This window comes from Turicibacter sp. HGF1, from assembly GCF_000191865.1.
Lineage (GTDB): Bacteria > Bacillota_I > Bacilli_A > MOL361 > Turicibacteraceae > Turicibacter > Turicibacter sanguinis.
Genome location: NZ_AEXQ01000131.1, coordinates 22,481 through 44,480, shown reverse-complemented (window position 1 = coordinate 44,480; position 22,000 = coordinate 22,481). Strand labels below are relative to the sequence as shown.

Annotated in this window: 22 protein-coding genes; all 22 read left to right on the top strand. The window is 34.5% G+C overall.

Annotated features, from left to right (window positions below; translation table 11 throughout):
• The first annotated feature begins 10 nt into the window (after positions 1-10).
• Positions 11-871, top strand: a complete 861-nt coding sequence (locus HMPREF9402_RS12770; RefSeq protein ID WP_009607562.1) for an EamA family transporter — start codon at positions 11-13, stop codon at positions 869-871.
• Between the two features lie 202 nt (positions 872-1,073).
• Positions 1,074-1,382 (top strand): hypothetical protein, encoded by a 309-nt coding sequence (locus HMPREF9402_RS12765; protein ID WP_009607569.1) that lies wholly within the window; start codon positions 1,074-1,076, stop codon positions 1,380-1,382.
• A 391-nt stretch (positions 1,383-1,773) separates the two neighbouring features.
• A complete protein-coding gene (locus tag HMPREF9402_RS12760) occupies positions 1,774-3,222 on the top strand; it encodes an extracellular solute-binding protein (protein ID WP_009607564.1) in 1,449 nt (482 codons plus the stop codon).
• Between the two features lie 306 nt (positions 3,223-3,528).
• A complete protein-coding gene (locus HMPREF9402_RS12755; protein ID WP_009607543.1) occupies positions 3,529-4,557 on the top strand; it encodes a glycoside hydrolase family 18 protein in 1,029 nt (342 codons plus the stop codon).
• Positions 4,558-4,595: 38 nt separating this feature from the next.
• Positions 4,596-7,031: an extracellular solute-binding protein gene (locus tag HMPREF9402_RS14950; RefSeq protein ID WP_009607549.1), complete on the top strand. Its 2,436-nt coding sequence runs from the start codon at positions 4,596-4,598 to the stop codon at positions 7,029-7,031.
• A 14-nt stretch (positions 7,032-7,045) separates the two neighbouring features.
• Positions 7,046-7,498: an extracellular solute-binding protein gene (locus tag HMPREF9402_RS14945; RefSeq protein ID WP_009607573.1), complete on the top strand. Its 453-nt coding sequence runs from the start codon at positions 7,046-7,048 to the stop codon at positions 7,496-7,498.
• A 139-nt stretch (positions 7,499-7,637) separates the two neighbouring features.
• Complete coding sequence (locus HMPREF9402_RS12745) at positions 7,638-8,423, top strand: carbohydrate ABC transporter permease (protein WP_202944075.1); 786 nt, start codon at positions 7,638-7,640, stop codon at positions 8,421-8,423.
• A 1-nt stretch (position 8,424) separates the two neighbouring features.
• Positions 8,425-9,570 (top strand): carbohydrate ABC transporter permease, encoded by a 1,146-nt coding sequence (locus HMPREF9402_RS12740; protein WP_009607567.1) that lies wholly within the window; start codon positions 8,425-8,427, stop codon positions 9,568-9,570.
• A gap of 9 nt (positions 9,571-9,579) precedes the next feature.
• Positions 9,580-11,019, top strand: coding sequence for an NHL repeat protein (locus HMPREF9402_RS12735; RefSeq protein ID WP_009607555.1), 1,440 nt, complete (start codon positions 9,580-9,582; stop codon positions 11,017-11,019).
• Positions 11,009-11,647 carry a YIP1 family protein gene (locus HMPREF9402_RS12730; protein ID WP_009607540.1) on the top strand — a complete coding sequence of 213 codons (639 nt, stop codon included), beginning with the start codon at positions 11,009-11,011 and terminating at the stop codon, positions 11,645-11,647. Before HMPREF9402_RS12735 ends, HMPREF9402_RS12730 begins: the two co-directional genes overlap by 11 nt.
• Positions 11,648-11,650: 3 nt before the next feature.
• Complete coding sequence (locus tag HMPREF9402_RS12725) at positions 11,651-14,302, top strand: DUF5696 domain-containing protein (protein ID WP_009607542.1); 2,652 nt, start codon at positions 11,651-11,653, stop codon at positions 14,300-14,302.
• A 13-nt stretch (positions 14,303-14,315) separates the two neighbouring features.
• Entirely contained in the window at positions 14,316-15,224 is a 909-nt protein-coding gene (locus tag HMPREF9402_RS12720; protein ID WP_039931072.1) for a carbohydrate ABC transporter permease, read from the top strand.
• Positions 15,217-16,206, top strand: a complete 990-nt coding sequence (locus HMPREF9402_RS12715; protein ID WP_009607556.1) for a carbohydrate ABC transporter permease — start codon at positions 15,217-15,219, stop codon at positions 16,204-16,206. Before HMPREF9402_RS12720 ends, HMPREF9402_RS12715 begins: the two co-directional genes overlap by 8 nt.
• 57 nt (positions 16,207-16,263) lie before the next feature.
• A complete protein-coding gene (locus HMPREF9402_RS12710; RefSeq protein WP_009607550.1) occupies positions 16,264-17,697 on the top strand; it encodes a M17 family metallopeptidase in 1,434 nt (477 codons plus the stop codon).
• Between the two features lie 32 nt (positions 17,698-17,729).
• Positions 17,730-18,677, top strand: coding sequence for a N(4)-(beta-N-acetylglucosaminyl)-L-asparaginase (locus HMPREF9402_RS12705; protein WP_009607579.1), 948 nt, complete (start codon positions 17,730-17,732; stop codon positions 18,675-18,677).
• Positions 18,678-18,726: 49 nt separating this feature from the next.
• Complete coding sequence (locus tag HMPREF9402_RS12700; protein ID WP_009607547.1) at positions 18,727-19,398, top strand: YesL family protein; 672 nt, start codon at positions 18,727-18,729, stop codon at positions 19,396-19,398.
• A gap of 24 nt (positions 19,399-19,422) precedes the next feature.
• A complete protein-coding gene (locus HMPREF9402_RS12695) occupies positions 19,423-20,028 on the top strand; it encodes a copper homeostasis protein CutC (RefSeq protein WP_009607554.1) in 606 nt (201 codons plus the stop codon).
• A 107-nt stretch (positions 20,029-20,135) separates the two neighbouring features.
• Positions 20,136-20,633, top strand: a complete 498-nt coding sequence (locus HMPREF9402_RS14650; protein WP_009607563.1) for an LD-carboxypeptidase — start codon at positions 20,136-20,138, stop codon at positions 20,631-20,633.
• 3 nt (positions 20,634-20,636) lie between these two features.
• Positions 20,637-20,765: a hypothetical protein gene (locus tag HMPREF9402_RS14940; protein ID WP_009607539.1), complete on the top strand. Its 129-nt coding sequence runs from the start codon at positions 20,637-20,639 to the stop codon at positions 20,763-20,765.
• Positions 20,765-20,956 (top strand): hypothetical protein, encoded by a 192-nt coding sequence (locus HMPREF9402_RS14645; RefSeq protein ID WP_006785499.1) that lies wholly within the window; start codon positions 20,765-20,767, stop codon positions 20,954-20,956. Before HMPREF9402_RS14940 ends, HMPREF9402_RS14645 begins: the two co-directional genes overlap by 1 nt.
• A 303-nt stretch (positions 20,957-21,259) precedes the next feature.
• Positions 21,260-21,538, top strand: a complete 279-nt coding sequence (locus HMPREF9402_RS12680) for a hypothetical protein (protein ID WP_009607548.1) — start codon at positions 21,260-21,262, stop codon at positions 21,536-21,538.
• Positions 21,539-21,662: 124 nt separating this feature from the next.
• Positions 21,663-21,917 carry a hypothetical protein gene (locus HMPREF9402_RS12675; protein ID WP_009607546.1) on the top strand — a complete coding sequence of 85 codons (255 nt, stop codon included), beginning with the start codon at positions 21,663-21,665 and terminating at the stop codon, positions 21,915-21,917.
• Positions 21,918-22,000: the final 83 nt, after the last annotated feature.

The window sequence follows — 22,000 nt, the reverse complement described above, 5'->3', positions numbered from 1 at the left end:
GGGAGTGTTAATGTGGATATTATATGCGATAGGATCAGCCTTTTTTGCCGGTGTAACGTCCATTTTAGCTAAAATTGGAATACAACAAACAGATTCTAATGTGGCGACAGCTATAAGGACTGTGGTTGTTCTAGTGTTTTCTTGGTTTATGGTCTTTATCGTGGGCTCTTTTCAAACGATATCAGAGATTAGCCTAAAAACGTTACTATTTTTAATTTTATCGGGATTAGCAACTGGTGGATCATGGCTTTGTTATTTTAAAGCATTGCAACTGGGGGATGTCAATAAAGTGACGCCAATTGATAAATCAAGTACAGTTTTAACGATGATTTTAGCATTCATTTTCTTAGGAGAAAGGTTAAGTATAACGAAGCTTCTAGGAATGATTGGAATCGGTGTTGGAACCTATTTAATGATTATGAAAAAGGAAGATATCCAAAAAGAGGTTAGTAATCGTCGTTGGATGTTTTATGCCATTTTATCGGCTATTTTGGCTAGTTTAACTGCAATCTTAGGAAAGGTTGGAATTATCGGTGTTGAATCAAATTTAGGAACCGCAATTCGAACCATTGTCGTGCTAATCATGGCATGGATTATCGTCTTCGTAACCCGTAAACAACATGAGGTGAAGCATATTGATTTAAAAAGTTGGTTCTTTATTGTGCTGTCTGGGATAACAACTGGCTTATCGTGGCTTTGTTATTACAAAGCACTGCAAGAAGGAGACGCAAGTCTCGTCGTTCCAATCGATAAATTAAGTATTCTGGTAACCATCGGATTTTCTTATATGTTTTTAAAGGAAAAGTTAACGAAAAAATCTGCAATTGGGTTAGTCATCATGGTGGGTGGCACCTTCATTTTACTCATATAAAAAGGTGATCAAGGATTGGTATAAAAATAAATCATCTTCTGATCCACACATAGCTACTTGAAAGTTAATAATAGAAAAGTTCCTGTTTGTGGGCAACGCCAATGCTAAATCTATTGTTATTTTATAGATTTCAATTTGTTGTGGACGTAAGATTGTTGTATAATAATCTTACATCTTGAATGAAGCGAAGTGAGGCCAAAATATGAAGACGCGTTATTATACTAATTTTGAATTTTATTATGATGAAGATACAATGGATCTACCACAATCCGTGCTAGAAAGTGAACAGTTGTCACCTGCAGCTAAAAATATTTATATTTTCTTTGTTTATTTGATTACGGAACAGGTCGAAGATATTTTAGGAACGTTACAAAATTTAGAAGAAGCCAAGCATGACTTAGAGCCAGGATTAGCCGAATTATTGGCTTGCGGGTTAATAAAAAAAGAAATCATTAAAAATGAATCAAGCGAAGAAGAATTACACTATATTGTCACAAAAGAAATGAATTAAGAAAGAGATTTCCGGATGGAAATCTCTATTTTTTTTATAAAATTAAGGAAGGATTTGTCATAAAAATATAGATTTTTGATGTAAAAATGAGATGTTTTTATATGGTATTTTTATATTTTTATATGTGAAAAATAGTTGAAAATACAAATAGAAATTTGAATGAAGAGAGATTGTGCTTGAAAAAACATTAAGGCGAAGCGATAAGCATATTAACCATCTTTTGCTTTTTTACTCAAATAATGATAATTTGACCAATTTGAAAGTGTGGTACAAATTCTATATTTAATGTACAAATTTTACATAGTTGGTTTAATTTGTAACAACTTCATTGAAAACGCTTATATTTGGTGTTAGGATGAAATTGCATCAAATATAAGGAGGAATGAAAGACATGAAAAAAGCGTTATCTTTTCTAGCCCTGACAGGGTTATCATTAAGCCTTGCTGGTTGTGGGGGACAAACTGCAGGCTCTGAAACAAATACTTCAACAAATTCAGAAGCTCCTTCTACACAACAAGAAAGTACAACATCTGAAAAAATTACGTTGACGATTGGAACGCACCATGTATGTGGAGACAATCCAAAGAGTCCAAAAGTTGGAACAGAGGGATGTATGTCAATTGAAGAAGCTGAGTATAAGTCAGCTATTGTGGATCAAATTGAGGAAGAGTATGGTATCACATTTGAGTTTTATGAGTATCAATCAGAAGATAAAATTGAGGAGATAACAGGTTGGAACTTAGCTGGGACATCAGAAGCGGATATTGTTCGTTTAAATGCTGATGAATATACGAGCTTGGTGAAGAGTGGGAACTTAGCTGATATTACGAACTATGTGGATAAAGTATCTAAAGAAGTAGATGTTTTTGGAAATGATCTTCCATACCGATTAGGCGTTGTTGGATCTAGTAACTATGGAGTTGCACGTGATAATATGATTTATCCAGAGCTATTAGTATTTGATGTAAACATTCTTGAAGATGCAGGAATGGAAGAAATGCCAAATGAACTTTGGCAAAAAGGAGAATGGACATTTGATACGGCTCGTGAATACTTTAAAAAAGTTCAACAATATGCAGATAGTTCAAGCGAATTAACATATGCATTTGGAACAGATTCATTCTATATTTTCAAAGCAGCATTAGCAGCAAATGGTGTTAAGTTAATTGAAAATGGGGAATCGAATGTAAATAGCGAAGCTGTTTATGAAACAATGAGTTATTTAGAAACATTACGTAATGATGGGGTGTTAAACATTTATGCCGTTCCATACGCAGCTGATGATACAAAATTCAAGTATGCGTTAACGGACATGAAAAACTTATTTGGTGCAGCGCAATCTGCATGGGAAAAAGGAACACCTGATCAAGAAGTTGCTGAAAAAGATAAAGGTGGAGTTGCATTTACATTATTAGATGCATGGCGCTCTGACTGCTGTATCCGTAACTCGGATAAAGAGTATGGGGTTGTCCCATTCCCTGAAAATAGTTCAGATGCATTCGTTCCAGCTGGACGTGGAGATATGTATGCTATTCCAATCTCGGTTTCTGAAGATAAGTTAGAGATCATTACGAAAGCAATGGCTTTATTTACGTCTGTCCATACAAAACCGACAGCCGTTCAAGAATGGTCAGAACGAAACTTCCCTACTCAAGATGATGCAGTGGAAATCGTGCAATATCTTCAAGATAAAGGGGAAATCGATCCTTACACAGATTACTCTGGTGGATATGATTGGAGTTACACAAGTTTTGTCAATGAATGGTTTGTTGACCCAACCACTTTAACAACACACTTAGAAACATTAGATGGAATTATAAAATCAAACCTAAGCAAATAAAGGGGGGAAAGGCGCACTTAGGTGTGCCTTTACTTTTAAAAAGACGTTACTCTAATTGGATATGCTGTGAACGGATGTCGTTTAGTGGTTTACGTGGGGGGATTCAATAAAGTCTGATTAGATGAAACAGGTAATAATTCATACTGATTAAAGGTCTTGCCATAGTAATATTTTTAAGATTATAAAGATAGTTTTTAGCTACAGATGAAACGACTTAAATAAAAGAGATTTATTTTAGAATGAAAGCTTCAGTCTTTCTAGATAAATCTCCATTATTTAATATCAGAAGAGGGTTAGGTGAAGTTAATGATTATTTTAGGTTATTTGACAGATGGTACAGATTGGAAAGTTGATGATGTTGATCTTGGAAGTTTAACACATATTAACTACGCATTTGCAACAGTAAAAGATACGAGTGGAGAAGTACATGAAAATTGGAATCGTGCCATTCAAGTAAAAGACCTAAAGGCTAATTTTCCACATTTGAAAGTTTGTGTATCAATTGGGGGATGGGGAGCTTCAAATTTTTCTGAAGCAGCTGAAACACAGGAAAGTCGAGAACTTTTTTCAAAAAGTAGTATCGAAATTATGCAAAAGTATAGCATGGATGGAATTGATATAGATTGGGAATACCCAACGATTCCAGGAGGTGGGATTAGCTGCCACCCAGATGATAAAAAGAACTTTACACTGTTACTAAAGCAGGTAAGACAGGATTTAGATGAATTAAGTAAACGCACGAACCAAGATTATTTATTAACTATTGCAGCGGGGGCAAGTCTGTCATATCTTCGTGCAGTTGAAATGGAAGAATTAAATCAAATTTTAGATTATGTGAATATCATGACGTATGACATGGGAGGATCATTCCATGTAACCGGCCATCATACTAATATTTATCCATCTTGTTTAACTGAGAAATATGGAGAAACGTATTATCCAGGAGGCGCTTATTTTATTGAGCAATTTATCAAGCTAGGTATGAACGTTGAAAAGTTAGTGGCAGGAATTGCATTTTATGGTCGTGGTGGCAGTAAAGTTGAAAATAAAAATAATGGATTAGGGTCAAGAATTAAAGGAGAACATGGGTTATATTTCGATTACCACGACATTGTTAAAAAAATAAATGAAGAAGGATTTAACGAATACTGGGATGATTTAGCAAAAGCGCCTTGGGCTTATAATGGCGACACGTTCATTACGTATGAAAATGAAAAATCAGTTGCAGAAAAAATGAAATATGTGAAGGAAAAAGGATTGTTAGGGGTCATGTTCTGGGAATACCAAACGGATCAGACTAAAACATTATTAAACGTCATTCATGAAAATAAGTAAAAATTATTTAATACTTATCACGCTGGGGGGAGTTTTGTTTGAAATATACAAAAAACATGTTATTAAAACCTTTTGTTACGATTCCGTTAGCCATCATGTTATTAACATCTAATGTCCCAATTCAAGCAAGTGAGGTTTTGACGAGTCAGACGGAGAGTCAAGTGAGGAATCAAATTCAGATTACGGAGAGTATGTTAGTATCCGCCTCAAAAACAAACTATAAAGAATATTTGAACCAGTATGCTCAGGCAGAATTAGTTTCTTCAAAAGAAATTGTCATTAATTCAACTCATTTAGATGAAGGAAATTCAAATATGAGTGGGCTTGACGTGGTAAATGGATCAGTCATCACAACGGAAAAAGGGTATGTCTCATTCAATTTTGAAGTTGAGAAAGAAGGATTCTATCAAATCGAATTTTCATATTTACCGATTAAAGGTAAAGGGGCGAAAATCGAGCGAAAATTATATATCGATGGTCAATTACCATATGATGAGTTAGCACGTCTTTCTTTTAATCGTCTATTTACGGATGCAAGTGAGATTAAAAATGTAAATGGAAATGATGTAAGACCCGATCAAGTTGAATTGTTTGAAGAATGTACAACGTTTGTATATGATCGAGAACGAATGAGCCCAAATCCTTTGATGGTTTATTTAGATAAAGGGGAGCATGTTCTGACTGTTGAATCAATTAGTGAGCCGATGCAACTTAATCAAATGATCTTCAAACAGGCCGAGGAAATCAAGACCTATGAGGAATATGTGACTGAATTAAATCAAAATGGAATTCATGAGGTTGAATCAGCTTTTATCAAAATTCAAGGTGAAGAAACATTTAGAAAAAATTCAGTTTCTTTATATCCACGTATGAATAATTCAAATCCGTTAACTGAACCCAGTCATCCAAGTGAGATTCGCTTAAATGTTATTGGTGGAGATTCATGGCGTTTTGTTGGAGACTTTGTTGAGTGGGAAGTTGAAGTTGAGGAAGAAGGGTTATATCAATTATCCTTTAGAGCTAACCAGAATTTTAAACGTGGGGTTTCTTCAAACCGTGCCTTATATGTAAATGGTGAGATTCCGTTTGAAGAGGCTAAAAGTATTGCCTTTAATTATGATAGTAAATTTCAAATGAAAACAATCGGAGACGATGAACCGATGCTGATTCATCTAAATGCGGGTAAAAATATTATTAAATTAGAAGTTGTATTAGGAGAAATGAGTGATGTCATTAATGAAACGAATATCCTAATCACAAATTTAAATACTATTTATCGCAGTATCTTGTTAGTCACTGGGGCAACTCCTGACACGTATCGAGATTATAAATTACCAGTTGTCATTCCAGATTTATTAGATAATATCTCAACAGAAGTAGAGCGTTTAAAAGGGATTATTAAAAACTTAGAGGAGATTAGTGGGGGGGGGAGTGAGACAACATCATCGCTACATACGTCATTAATCCAACTCGAGAAATTTATCAAATATCCTGATGAAATTCATACAGGATTAGAAGAGTTTAACTCGAATAATGCTGCTTTAGGGACATGGATTCAAACCATGAAGGAACAACCGCTAGAGATTGATTATTTATTAGTCACAGAAGCTAACGCTAAATTACCAAAAGTAAACGGAAATTTCTTTGAAAACATGGTGTATGAATCACAGCGATTTATAAGTTCATTCTTCAATGATTATGATAGCTTCGTAACTGAAACAGGTGAGTATAGTAAAAAAATTGAGGTATGGGTCATTACAGGTCGGGATCAATCAGATATTTTAAGAAGATTAATCGATGATTCATTTACTCCCAATACTGGAATTAGCGTGGATGTGAAATTAGTACCTGAAAGCGTTGTTTTACCTGCGACATTATCAGGAGAAGGTCCAGATGTCGTGATTCAATTAAATGAAAATTTACCAATCAATTATGCTTTAAGAAATGCTTTAGTTGATTTAAGTGAGTTTGAAGATTTTAGTGAAGTGATGACACGTTTTGATGAAAGTGCATTAGTTCCATTTGAATATAGTGGGGGAGTGTACGCGCTACCAGATGAGCAAATTCATCAAATGCTATTTTATCGAGAAGATATTCTAGATGAGCTAGGGCTTGAGGTACCAGAAACTTGGGATGATTTATTTAAGATGTTACCGATTTTAAATCAAAATCATTTAGATTTCTTTATGGATACAACGGTTATTAATTCAGCAAGTTCACAAGCTGTTCCAAATACGACGTATGCAACATTATTATTCCAACAGGGTGGCGAGTTCTATTCAAATAATGGGGAATCAAGTGCCTTAAATTCAACAGAGGCAATGGAATCATTCAAATTCTGGACTGATTTTTATACTAACTATGGATTGCCTGTTACAGCGAACTTCTACAACCGTATGCGAACTGGAGAAATTCCAATTGGGATAGCAAGTTATACGAATTATAACTTACTATCAGCTTTGCACCTGAAATAAGCGGGAGTTGGAAAATGGCACCATTACCTTCGTATGTCAATGAAGATGGAGAATACAACAATGTTGCCGCTTCTTATGTAAAAGGATCTGTCATTTTTAATCAAAGTGATGATAAAGATAGTGCTTGGGAATTTTTAAAATGGTGGACGAGTAAAGAAACGCAAATTAGTTTCGGAACTGAAATTGAAACAGTCTTAGGTGTTGCAGCGCGTCATGCTTCGGCAACCGAAGAAGCCATCTATGAATTACCATGGCCAAGTCATGATATCGAGCAACTAAAAAAACAACGTGAGAGTTTACAAGGCGTTCCACAAGTTCCTGGTGGATATATGACAGCTCGTGAAGTAGAATATGCATTTAGGGAAGTCATTAACAATGGTTCGAACCCACGTGAAACACTGTATGACTATATTGAAAAAATTGATAGCGAGTTAACGCTAAAACGAAAAGAATTTGGCATAGAGTGATCGATTAGGGGGGAAACAATATGACAAACAAGGCAAAATTATTAAAACAAAAAATAAAAATAATAAAGCCTATTACTTTTTATTAGCACCATATATCATCTTATTTACATTATTTACGGTTGTTCCGGTTGTCATGTCGATGGGGCTAAGCTTTACGTATTTTAATATGTTAGAGCCACCGAAATTTGTTTTTTTAGATAATTATATTCGCTTATTTGTAGAGGATGAAGTCTTCCAAATCGCATTGAAAAATACATTGTTTTTAGCGATTATTACAGGTCCATTAAGCTATATCATGGCTTTCATTTTTGCTTGGGTCATTAATGAATTTAAACCAAAACTAAGATCTGTTTTAACCTTAGTGTTTTATGCGCCTTCAATCGCTGGGAATGCGTTCTTAATTTGGTTAATTATCTTCTCAGGTGACGTGTATGGATTTGCAAATGCCTACCTAATGGAGTGGGGAATTATTGATTCACCAATTCAATGGTTACAAGACCCTGATTATATGATTTGGATTTTAATCATTGTTCAGCTTTGGTTAAGTTTAGGGGTATCCTTCCTTGCTTTTATGGCAGGACTTCAAAATGTTGATACAACGCTTTATGAAGCAGGAGCTATTGATGGAATCAAAAATCGTTGGCAAGAATTATGGCACATTACATTACCATCTATGAAATCACAATTATTATTTGGTGCTGTTATGCAGATTACACAATCATTTGCTATTTCAAATGTTTCGGTTCAATTAGTTGGATTTCCATCGGTTGATTATGCAGGACATACGATTGTCACTCACTTAATGGATTATGGTCAAATCAGATATGAGTTAGGATATGCCTCAGCCATTGCTACGGTATTATTTGCCATTATGCTTCTTTCAAACTTAGTCGTTCAAAAATTACTTAGAAAGGTCGGGTCATAACATGAAAAATAAATATAACAAAAATAAAGAATTTTATAGAGAGTTATTATTTGTTGTTGCCGGCCTATCGTTCTTCTTAATTTTTATCTTTTTTACGCGATTTGTGATTAATGTGATTGCTATGGTCGGGGTCGTTGCGTTTATCATTTCCATTCGTAAAACAGTTTTTGAACAGATCGGTTTAATCCCAACGTATTTAAAGCAGTTTGGTGTCTTTTTAATCAGTCTTCCCAAAAAAGGTCTAGATGTCCTTAAAATGATTCCATCGTGGTTAAAAAGAAGTAGACACAAACATAAATATGGGAAAAAACGTTTGAACCGTTCAAAGCTGGGAGATTTCTCACTGTTTCTATTTTTAGGGGGATTTGGACTCTTCTCAGCTTGGCCATTGTTGTTTATCGTTAATAATGCATTTAAACCAATGGATGAAATTTTTATGTTCCCACCACAATTATTTGTAAAAAACCCTACCTTTACGAACTTTTACGATTTACTCATCGTGATTGGGAATTCATGGGTACCATTCTCTCGCTATTTCTTTAATACGATTTTAATTACATTAGCAGGAACGTTTGGCCATGTTATCTTTGCTTCTATGGCAGCTTATCCATTAGCGAAATTTAAATTCCCGGGTTCGAAATTTATTTTTAATATCATTGTCTTATCCTTAATGTTTGCACCACAAGTGACTGAAATTCCTAACTATATTACGATTTCATCGCTAGGATTAGTTGATTCCTATTGGGCAATTATTCTTCCAGCCTTTGCCTATCCACTTGGCCTTTATTTAATGAAACAGTTTATGGAAGGGATTCCGATGTCGTTGATAGAAGCCGCTAAAATTGACGGGGCAAGTGAGTTTGAAATCTTTTGGAAAGTCGTCATGCCAGTTGTTAAACCTGCATGGTTAACGCTTGTCATTCTCGTATTTCAACAGCTATGGGTTGCAACGGGGGGGAACTTTATCTACAGTGAAGAATTAAAGACCTTGAGCTATGCACTAAATCAAGTTGTAACAGTTGGGATTGCCAGAACAGGTGTATCGGCAGCTATAACACTCATTATGATGATTGTACCAATTACTGTTTTTGTTATTACACAAAGTAATATTATTCAAACGTTTGCAACGTCTGGTATGAAAGAGTAGGTGTGGGGAGTGAAAAGAAAACTTAAATATTTATCTGCATGTTTAGTAGTAGCTACAATGATGAATGTTAATCCTGTTAAAGCGGATGTGAACTCAAATAGTGAATATTACTTATATGATTACTGGGGGGAACCCTATTATTCAGCACCATTGTTTGAAAATGTAAAGATGGTCGATGCAAATGATTACCTCAATCAAGGCATTAGATTAGATAAAATCACAGATATTTTTTATGAAAACAATCAATTTTACTTACTCGATGCTTCAGAGGGAAATGAGAAGATCGTGATATTAGATCAATCATTTAATTATATTTCAACGATTTCGACATTTAACAATGGTGATAAGTTATCTAAACCTCAAAGCCTTTATATTCGCGATGGGTTAATTTATATTGCAGATACGGGAAATGGACGAGTCGTCGTTTTAGATCAAATGACACACGAATTAAAAACTATCATAGGAAAACCAGAGGGTGTACCTGGACTTGAAAAGAAAGCAACCTATGAGCCGACTAAAATTGCCGTTGATAATGTTGGGCGTATTTACATGATTGTAAATGGAATTTATGAAGGAATTTTAGAAGTCGATATTGAGGGGAATTTCTATGGATTTAAAGGGGTAAATAAAGTTAAAGTTGATTTTGTTGACTTATTTTGGTATCAATTTATGACAAAAGAGCAACGTGAACAAACAATCGGCTATTTACCAACACAATTTGCTAATATTGATGTGGATGAGAATGGATTTATTTACACCGTCACGCGCTCAGATAGTAAAGAACCGATTAAGAAATTCAATCTTAAAAGTGAGGATGTCTTAAAGTTTGAGTACGATTTTGCTCGTCCGAGCGGGGATTATATGCAAAAAAGCAAATACGGAACAAATGTGTTTGTTTCAATTGCCATAAACGATTATGGAATTTATGCAGCGTTAGATGAAGTTTATGGGCGTATCTTCTTATATGATGAAAATGGAAATATGCTTGGAATTTTAGGAAATAATGATGAATTGAAAAAACCAAGTGAAATTATTTGGGTAGATGATGACTTAGTCGTAATTGACAGTAGTTCAAATCGAATGAAAGTGTACACGCCAACGGAATATGGGAAAATTGTGTTGAATGCCTCAAAAAGCTATTATGATGGAGATCTTCATCAATCCTCTTTATATTGGGAAGAAGCATTGAAACAAAATTCAAACTTCGAATTAGCTTATACTGGAATCGGTAAAATTAAATATCGTGAAGGTCAGTACAAAGAAGCCATGGAATATTTCCAATTAGGTCAAAGTCGAAGTAACTATACACGAGCATTTGAAAAATATCGTGGTGAAATGATTAAACAATACTTACCAGTCGTCTTTTTTGTTGGAACTGGAGCGGTAATCTTTTACGTTGTAAAATCTGTGCGTCGTAGCGGAAAGAAGGGGCAGGCTGATGTATTCTAATTTCAAAGAGAGATATGTTGATTTTCCATTACATGTTAACTTACGCCCATTTAAGGGATATGAAGCATTAAAATTTCAAAAAAAGGGCGAACTAAAAGTTGCGCATCATTTCCTTTTAATGCTTATTTTGTTAAGCATAGCGGAATATGTTTATACGGGCTTCTTGGTTAATAATTATAATCCACATGAGTTCAGTTTATTACGTCAAATCTCACTTCCAATGATGACTGTCGTTTTAATTAATATTTCCATCTGGTCAGTCACAACATTGATGAATGGGAAGGGAAAATTTATTGAGATGTATCAAGTCATTTTGTATAGCTCTGTCCCTTTGATTATCACGAAGTTTATCGCACTATGTTTTAGTCACCTAATTGTCGCGGATGAAATTGTCTTTTATTATTTAATCTTAAATATTGGATTATTATGGACTGTCTTTAGTTTTATTATTGGGATGGTTGTCGTTCAAGAATATTCATTAGGAAAGACGATTGGAACACTTGTATTATCTGTTGTAGCTGGCATCATCATTTTATTTATCCTCATATTGTTATTTAGTTTACTACAACAACTTTATGGCTTTATTATTTCAATTTTACGTGAAATTAACTATATGATGGGGGGGTAAGCGATGAGTTGCGTAAAGGAAGGAATCATCAGTATTTTTTCATTCGTTGTTAAACTAGTTGTTAGTTTATTTAAAGGAATCGGATTGTGGTTTTTAAGTATCATTCTGGGGATTTATAGGGTTTTAAAATCGATTGTATTAGGCATCTTTTACCTTGTATTTAAAACATCAATTAAGCAAAAGCTTTTCATGCTACTCGTCGTTGTTTTACTAGGTGGGGGATTTGTTTTAAGTCGAATCAATGATTTAGATGCTAAAACATTAGAACATACGGATCGCGAAACACAACTTGGTGAATTAATCGATTTAAATTACCAACGCTTAAAGGATGAGGAAAAGTACATAATACTTTATGATCAAGCAGATTATATGGTTAAGATGGATTTAACAACAACGAATATTGAGATATTAAATAAGAAAACAAATATCACATACAATACGCTCGCATCGGCGGGAAGTAGCGAGGCATTAAAAACACCATTTACCATCACGTACAAATTAAAAGATTCTAATAGCACTCAAACACTTAATGCGATGAACCAAAGTGTCAAAGAAGGAAGTTATGAGGTTTATGAGATTGACCATGGTGTGCGTGTTGATTATACGATTGGAGATTCTAAATACTCGTTAAAGGACTTGCCATCGTTCATTGCACCAGATAAATTTGAAGAAAAAATATTGAATGTTGTCTCTGAAGAGTCTAAAGAATTAATTAATAAATATTATAAATATTCTAAAGACCGTGATGTCTACTATCCAAGTAATCCTAAAAGTGATTCAAGACTTGTCTATGAAATTATCTTTTATGAAGGAGAGTACACCTTTGAAGATTTAAGTGATGATATCTACAAATATACGGGGAAGGATGAAGCGAAGCATCCAAAAGGAACATTTACCTTTCCAATTGAGTACACCTTTGAAAATGGAACATTAAATGTGAATGTTCTCTTCCAATCTGCGTTAATTCCAGATGAGTTTCAGGTCGTAACAATGGATTTATTACCGTCATTTGGCGCTACTTTAAATGGAGAATCGTCATATGCTTTACTACCAGATGGTAGCGGGGGGATTGTAGAACTTAATGGTGTTAAAGGAACAAATAATGTCTATATTAAATCACTTTATAATAATAGTGAGCTGCTAGAGTCTCCAGTCAAAAGGTTCGATGAATTGGCAACAATGCCGGTGTATGGAATGACGAGTGAAACTCAAGGTTTTTTAGCAATCGTCGATCAAGGGGCGGAAAAAACAAATTTGGTTTTAACGGTAAGTAATGATGAAAATGAGCCAAGTCGTATTTTTCCACGTATTCAAAATGTAGATACCTATAATCATGATTTTTATGGTGATGGATCTTTAACAATTAAATATTACTCTGAGAATAAGACAAGTGAGTATCGTATTCAATATCATTTATTAGATGAATCAAATAATGATTATTTTAGTATGGCAAATTTATATCGTGAATACCTGGTTAACACGTATGGATTAACGGTTCAAGATGATATTTCATCAGGGATTTTAGTGGATATGATTGGTGGAATAAAAAAAGAACAAAATGTGATGGGAATTCAATTTGATAAAGTAGAGTACGCGACGACATACCAACAAGTCATTAAGATTTTAGAAGAGTTGAAAACTGTGAAAAACTTAACGACAGTGTATACTGGTTGGATGAACGGAGGATACACACATGATCTCCCAACTCAAATCAAATATGATCAAGCGGCAGGTGGAAAGTCTGAGTTTGAATCATTAGTCTCGTACTTAAATGACAATGAAGTAAATCATTATTTTGATATCTCATTTATTGAAACCTATCGTAAAAATGATAATGGATTCCGCGCGACTGAACATGGGATTACAAATGTTCCAAACGAAGTTTTAAAAAGACAGGATGTCAAACCGAATACCTTACTAGAAGATAAAACAAGTTTAGTTAAATATTTTGTCTCTCCACAATACCTAAATAGTGTTGTCGATCGATATTTGAAAAATCAAGAATTTGAATTGAGTGGATTATCTCTTAGAAATATTGGAAGTTTATATTATGCTAACTATGGTCGCAAAGGAGTAGAATTTACTTACGCTAAGCAATATGTAGAAGAAGCACTTCAGACATTAACAGAGGCAGGATATCAGTTGTTAATGAAAGATGGTTATAATTACACCTTCCCATATAGCAGCTATCAAACGAATATTCCATTAGAGACAACTTATAACGGGGTGATTGATTATTCAATTCCATTCAAACAGATTGCATATAACGGATTCTTTGATTACAGTGGGGAAAGTGTGAATATTGAAAATGCGACGTCAGTAGAAAAAAATCTCCTAAAAGCTGTGGAATTCGGTATGGATGTTAAATATACCGTTTCTTATGAAGATTCATCATTCTTTAACAATACGGATTATACGTATTACTATCACACAACATTTGACGATTTAAAAGATGATATTTTTGAAACATCGAAAGTGATTGAAGAATCAAAACAAGTAATAGGAAATGGCCATATCGTAGGACATGAACGATTAATGAATGATGTATATCGAGTGACTTATGAAAATGGAAAGACGCTAATCTTTAATTATAATAACGAAGGTGTCAATGTGGGTGGAAAAATGATTCCAGCGCTAGACTATATCGTAGAATAGGGAGGGATAAATGATGAAACTCATAAATCCAATTAAATATTATAAGCAACTCCATCATTCAAAACAAAGAAATATTGTCGGTTTCTTATTCGTACTTCCTTGGGTCATTGGCTTTTTCCTCATATTTATTCGCCCACTTATCTATACGGTAATTTATTCATTCCAAGAAATCAAATTAGTTCAAGGAGGATTGAGTAAATCATGGGTGATGTTTGAAAATTTCAACTATATTTTTAGGGTTGTGCCGGATTTTCAACGAACATTTTTCACTTCCATTCAAAAAACCCTCATTGAGTTACCAACGATTGTCATCTTTAGTATGCTAATCGCTGTGCTTTTAAATACAAACTTCAAATTTAGAGGCGTGGCACGTACCATCTTTTTCTTACCTATCATATTTGGGTTAGATATTTATACAAAATTTCAAACGGGAAGTTCATTAACTGAAATCGGAGTGGAACAAGTCGGATCCTCAAATTTCTTAAATGTCAGTGAGATTTTTACATTTTTAAATAATGCGGGGATTCCATCTGGAATTACGATGTTTATTGGAAATTCGATTAATCAAGTTTTTGAAATTATTTCGTATTCAGCTGTCCAAATCTTGATTTTCTTATCAGGGCTGCAATCGATTAGTTCTACCTTGTATGAAGTAGCATGGATTGAAGGTGCAACAAAGTATGAAACGTTTTGGAAAGTCACAATTCCAATGATTTCTCCAATCATTGTGACGGTTTCAGTGTATACCATTGTTGAATCGATGTATCGTTCAGCAGTATTAGAGGCTGCTAGGGAGATGGCGTTTACAACAGGAAACTATGGAGCGAGTGCTGCGATTTCGGTTTGCTACATTATTTCAATTGTCATTATTTTAGGAATTTTAATTAAGTTGTTATCTAAGGTGGTGTTTTACTATGAATAAGCCGAGTCTTAAACAGGGGTGTACGAATCCTAGAGTAAAGAGAAAATTCAATGAATTTGTGATTAAGGTGATTCAATATTCACTTGTCATCAGTATCGGATTTATGATCTTATATCCAGTTTTAAAAATGATAAGTACCGCCTTTACTTCTCCAAATGATTTAGGGAATCCATTAAGTTTTTGGATTCCTGAAAATCCAAGTACGATTATTTTAAAATTATGCAGTAGAATTTTAAAACCTGATCAATCCTTACTATTATCGATGGCTTATTCTGGCGCACTTATGGTGATTCAACTTATTTCCTCTGCGGTTGTTGGTTATGGATTAGCACGATTTAACTTTAAAGGGAAAAATCTAATCTTTGCTGGGGTTATTTTAACTATTATTGTGCCGCCTCAAACGATGATTTTATCTCAATATTTAAATTATCGATACTTTGATTTCTTTGGAATGATTGAAATGGTTAATGGAGAAAGTATCAATTTACTAAATAATACACCCGCTTATTTTATGATTGCTTTACTCGGGCATGGATTAAAATCAGGTCTCTTTATTTTTATCTTTAGACAGTTCTTTAGAGGATTGCCAAAAGAATTAGAAGAGGCAGCAAGTATTGATGGAGCAGGATATGTTAAGACATTTGTACAAATTATGCTTCCAACAACAGTGCCAGCCATGTTAACCGTAGGCGTATTCTCATTTGCGTGGAATTATGGAGATACATACTATTCTTCATTATTTGTGAAATCAGGAACTGATTTACTCTCATTAATTATGAATACGCAAGTGTCTAATACGAATGTAATCACGGGTGCTTATAGCGCTCTAACTGGTTTTGAAATCGATCAAGTTAGTCCATTTTTACTTCAGGCTATTAGGGGGACTTCATTACTTATCTTTATTAGTCCACTCTTAATTTTATATTTCATCGTTCAACGAAAATTTGTTGAAAGCTTTGAACGTTCAGGAATCACAGGATAAAAAGAGTCATATTAATGACTCTTTTCCACTAATAATTTAATTAAAAGGAGGGATAAAATGTTAAAGAGTTTTAGAACTTTTAATGTAGAAGAAAATCTATCAAGCGATACCGTAGCCTACTTGTGTGAGGATTTATCTTATCAAAATCAAGTCCTGTATACGGAAGAACAGACACAGTATAAAACAATAACGTTTTATAAAAAAAGAAGTCTGAATGAACAAAATGTAGTACTAATTGGAATCAAAGGGATTCAACACGAGTATGAATATCGTCAATTAGGTGGAGAAGTGGGACGATTTTTAGATCAACAAGAGATTGAACGTGTGACGTTTAATGGATTAAAAGATGAGGTGCTACCCCACTTTTTAGAAGGACTAATTTTAGGAACCAATTATCAAGATGATTATAAAAAAGAGCGCAAGTCAGCAGCTTTAAAAACGATTAGTTTTGATAATCAACTCGATCTTAAATCTTTATATCAAGACGTGTTAAATAAAACAAAAGCAACTTTATTAGCACGACATATTTCAAATGAGCCATTAAATCAGTTTAATGCCGCGCAGTATGCAGACTTCATAACTGAAGCATTTCAAGATTTAAAGGTTGACGTTGAAGTGATGAATAAAGCAGATTTAATCTCAAGAGAGTTTAATGGAATTTTAGCGGTATCAAAAGGAAGTCATATTGAACCCAGAGTAATCACTCTCAAATATCAAACAAATCAAGAGTTACCACTAACTGCATTAGTCGGGAAAGGGATCACATTTGATATGGGTGGTTACAACATTAAAAGTGGTCGGGATTTATCAGGTAGTCGTGTGGATATGGGAGGTTCAGCAGCTGTATTTGGAGCGATTTATGAGTTAGCGATCCAACAAAAAGAAGCAAATGTGATTGGAATTATTTTAACAACTGAAAACCTCATTAATAGTGAAGCGATGGTCCCCGGTGATATTATTAAATATCGAAATGGTTTAACGGTACAAGTGGTTAATACAGACGCAGAAGGCAGACTTTTATTAGCTGATGGACTTCTTTATGCACAAGAGTTAGGAGCTAAAAGTATTATTGATATTGCGACCTTAACTGGATCAATTGGAGGGGCACTCGGACAAGAAATGGCTGGCTTTTTCACGGATGATGAATCGCTTCGAAAGGAATTGAAAGAGAGTGCTCATGTAACCGGAGAAAAAGTTTGGGAGCTTCCATTAATTAAAGAATATGATAGCAGTTTAAATAGTCACTATGCTGATTTAAGTAATCTTTCTAGTTTAAGTTATGCAGGACATATTACAGCAGCCTTATTTTTAAAACGATTTGTGGATGATAAGATTTCATGGGCACATGTTGATATCGCAGCCATGACGGATGTACATGCAGATCGCGGGGATTATGTGACAGGGATGACTGGATATGGTGTTAAATTATTAGCAAAAACAATTGAACAAATGAATTTAAATCATGAATACGGTATAATAGAGGTAAGATAAAAAATGTAATGAAATGTAAATGGAGGAAAAATATGAATCAGTGGGGAATCATTGCAACTTGGTATTTTGCACGGGATGGTGTGAATCTAGCATCTCACTTATTAAATAAGGGAGAAGCAGCGACGGATGCGTTAAAAGTCGCTATCCATGATGTTGAAAACAATCCTCGTTATAAATCAGTGGGATATGGTGGATTACCAAATCAAGAGGGTGTGTGCGAGTTTGATGCGGGATGGATGAATGGAGATACACTTGGTTTTGGAGCAGTAGGGGCAGTAAAAGATATTAAAAATGTCATTGATGTGGCTGAGAAATTATCACATCAGCAATTTAATGCATTTTTAGTTGGAGCAGGAGCAGAGCAATATGCTCATCTAGAAGGATTTGAGCGCAAAAATATGCTGACCGAAAAAGCAATGCAAGAATATCGTGATCGTAAGTCACAGATAGATATGAATGAATTAACGTCATATGATGGTCATGATACAGTTAGCATGGTTTGTGTCGATCAGTTAGGAACAACGATTGCTGCAACATCGACAAGTGGGTTGTTTATGAAAAAACCTGGCCGTGTGGGAGACTCACCGATTATTGGATCGGGCTTTTATGCAGATAGTGATATCGGTGGTGGAGCCGCAACTGGAGTAGGAGAGGACATTATGAAAGGTTGTCTTTCATATGAAGTCACGTCGTTAATGGAGCAAGGCTTAACGCCGATGGAGGCATGCGAAAAAGCATTAAAGAAATTTGAGCGAAAACTAATAAAAAAACGTGGTAAAGCAAGCCCGATTAGTATTGTAGCGATGAATAAAGAATGCGAATGGGGCATTGCAACGAATATCGAATTTACCTTTGTTGTAGCAACACATGATCATCCTGCCAAAACTTATGTGGCTGAGATAATTGATGGAGAGACAGTTATCAGGCCTGTAGAAGATGTCTCAAAATGGGCGATGAATGAAGAACATAAACTAGACTAAAGAAGAAGGTTGCATTAATCTTCTTCTTAAATGAAATGGGGTGAATAGGATGAATGAAACAAGACATTTAGAAGGGAAACTGTACCAGTTTGCCAACTATGTGGCGCAGATGTTATTAATTAATTTCTATATGGTGATTGGAAGTTTGATGGGATTGTTAGTCTTTGGAATTGCACCATCCTTCTATGCAGGGCTGAAATTAATTAAAGAAATAGTAGAAGAAGAAAGAGACACAAACCTATTTACACGATTTATGCAATATTATCGACAAAGCTTTGTAAAAGCCAATAAAATTGGTTTTTCATATCTATTAATCTTCACGATTTTAGGAATTAATGTTTATTATTATGATCATCAACTAGGAGACGGTTTTATGAAAGTCGGTATTTTAGTGATGAACTATTTTCTGATTTTTATTACGCTTTTATCATTTATGACGTATATGGGAATTGAAATAAGGTTTAATTGTCGGACGAAAGAGTATATAAAAATGTCGATTCTATTTCCAATTTTTTATTTTCTTAACACGATTGGATTTCTAATCGCCGGGATTGCCATCTTTTTTATTCTGACTTTGTTTAGCCAGTTTATTGTATTTTTATTTGCTGCGGCATATTGTTATTTAAACCATTATTATGTGAGCGGCATGGCAATGAAATTTAAAAAATTACAAGAAGAAAAGTTTCAAGTATACGATATAGAAAATGAGGAAATCAATTAATCAATAATGAAGGAGGAAATCATCATGATTTATGAAGCATGTGTCGGAAGTTATCAAGAAGCAATCGAGGCAGCAAAACGTGGTGCTAGTCGAATTGAATTATGTGCTAATTTGTTAGAGGGTGGAACAACGCCAAGTTATGGAACGATTATCAAAACGCGTCGTGATGTGCGACTTCCCATTATGGTCATGATTAGACCCCGTGGTGGAAATTTCTGCTTTAACGAAGATGAAGTAGAGATTATGATTGAAGATATTAAACAGTGTAAGGAAATAGGTGTAGATGGGGTGGTAATTGGTGCCCTGAAAGAAAATGAAATTGATGTTAAGACCATTAAAACGTTAGTTGAAATTGCGAAACCATTATCGATGACATTCCATATGGCATTTGACGAATTGACAGATCCATTTAAAGGAATTGATATTTTGAAAGGGTTAGGGATTAATCGTATCTTGACAACAGGAAAAAATGAAAATGCTCTTAAAGGAAAAGAATTGATTAAAGAATTTATTGAATACGCAAATAATGAAATAATAATTATGCCAGGTAAGGGAATTACAACAAAAAATCGTGAGGAATTGATTGGATTTTTACAGATAAATGAAGTGCATGGAACGAAAATCGTATAGAAAATGAATTTAAATGAGTTAATTCTTGGTTATAACGGAGCGAATAGCTCCCTTTTTTATTCGATTTTTTAAAGGATAGGCGACAAAATCGCAACGGTCAGTTTATCTTGGGGAGGAGCTGGCGATATGAGCAAGGAAAACAGGTGATAAAAGAGGTTTTTGGCTTAGAGGTTATCGAAATGGCACATACATTATCGGGGAGTGAATATGTTGATAGGCAGCCAAAAGAACGTGCAGATGATTTGATGGAAGCTTTTAAAGATAATAGCATCAAAGCGATTTTTAATTGTATCGGTGATGATAATCGTATCAGATTATTACCGTGTGTGGGTTTAGGCATCATAGAAAAGAATCCTAAAATTTTGATTGGTCATTCTGATACAACAATTGGTCACTTAATGTGTTTTAAGGCAGGTCTTTCTAGCTTTTATGGACCGAGTTTACTCGCAGAATTTGCAAAAAATGGTGGTATGTTTGAGTATGCGAAGAACTGCGTTCAGAAGATGTTATTTGAAACTGATGTAGGAGGTGAAATCAAGATGTCTTGGAATTTGGGTAGTGAATACCTGCATTGCGACTATGAGTTATGTCATCAACGACGCTAAGTTGTGAAAAACGAAGGATCGAAGTGGTTGCAAGGAGGTGGGGGAATCACAGGACGATTGTTCGGAGCTTGCATTGAAGTGTTTGAGATGGCAAAAGGGATGAGTCTTTGGCCTAAAATTGGAAAGAGGTGATGTTATTTTTTGAGATGTCTGAGCATCAATCAGATCCCACTTTGTTGAAGTACTGGCTTCAAAATGATGGGTCAATGGGGAGTTTGCAACAAGTAAGAGGGATTTTGTTTGGGAAGCCGTACGATGAGAAGGATGAGTATGAGGTGGTCATTTATCAGGTCGTGATTGAGGAGCTTGGCTTACGTGATTGAATGATGGGTTACGATTTGAATTTTGGTCATAACTCACCGATGATGATTTTACCTTATGGCGGATTAGTAGAAATTGATGCCGATTGACAAAAAAATTTACTGTTAGAAGCATCTGTTCGAGTTTAAATTTCGACATTTATAAGAGGTTTTGAGTTTAAAATAGGTTATTTTTTTATTTGTGTACGTTTTCACAAGGTTTCATTGAATATTTTTTCACAAAATCATTGTTCATTAATTCACAACATGCTATAATAAGTTCATCAAGGAAAGAAAAAATGAAATGTGCGAAAGGGGTTTTCTAGCATGAGAACTGAGAAAGAATTTATCAACTATATCACTGAGTGTCCAACAAACGTAAAAATTAGAGGGAATCGTCAAAATATCATTTTAACTTGTGAAGAAACAGAAGTAAAATTCCCGGTAGTTGATCATATTTATACACGATTTGTGTGCTCTTTATCACATGCAGAAGTACTATCAACAGGACGTTTAGAAGAATTGAGTGAGCAAGTTTTACAAGCATTAGCAAACGCTGTAACAGGACGTCGTGAATCTAGTTTTGACATTACATTTGAAGCATAAAAATAAAATAAAGGAAGAAGAGCAGATGGAGTTAAGGGCTCTTCTTTTTCTTGTTTATCTCATCATTTTTTTATGAAAAACAGGGGATAATAAATTATAAAAAATGGAAATTTAGAGTGAGCGATTGAAAGAAATTTATGGTTTAGTTGCGGTTGATTTTGTCTGTTTATTTGAGATGTATAAATCATCTGAATCACTGATAAAGAATGATTATTTAACGGCGGAGTCTGTTGAACTCTTATTAAATCATGAGGACATAGTGAAGATTCGAGCGTTATTGTTGAATGGCGTAGCAACAGGTTTAAGAAATGCTAATTTTAAGGTGAAATCAGTGAAAAATGGATTTGGAATTTTTTTTAATATTGACTTTTTCGATTGAAACGTTTGTCATGAATGTTGATTTTTTTTATCGACAGTAAAGCTTATATATATAAGTCCAGATAAGTTTTTCACACTTGGAAA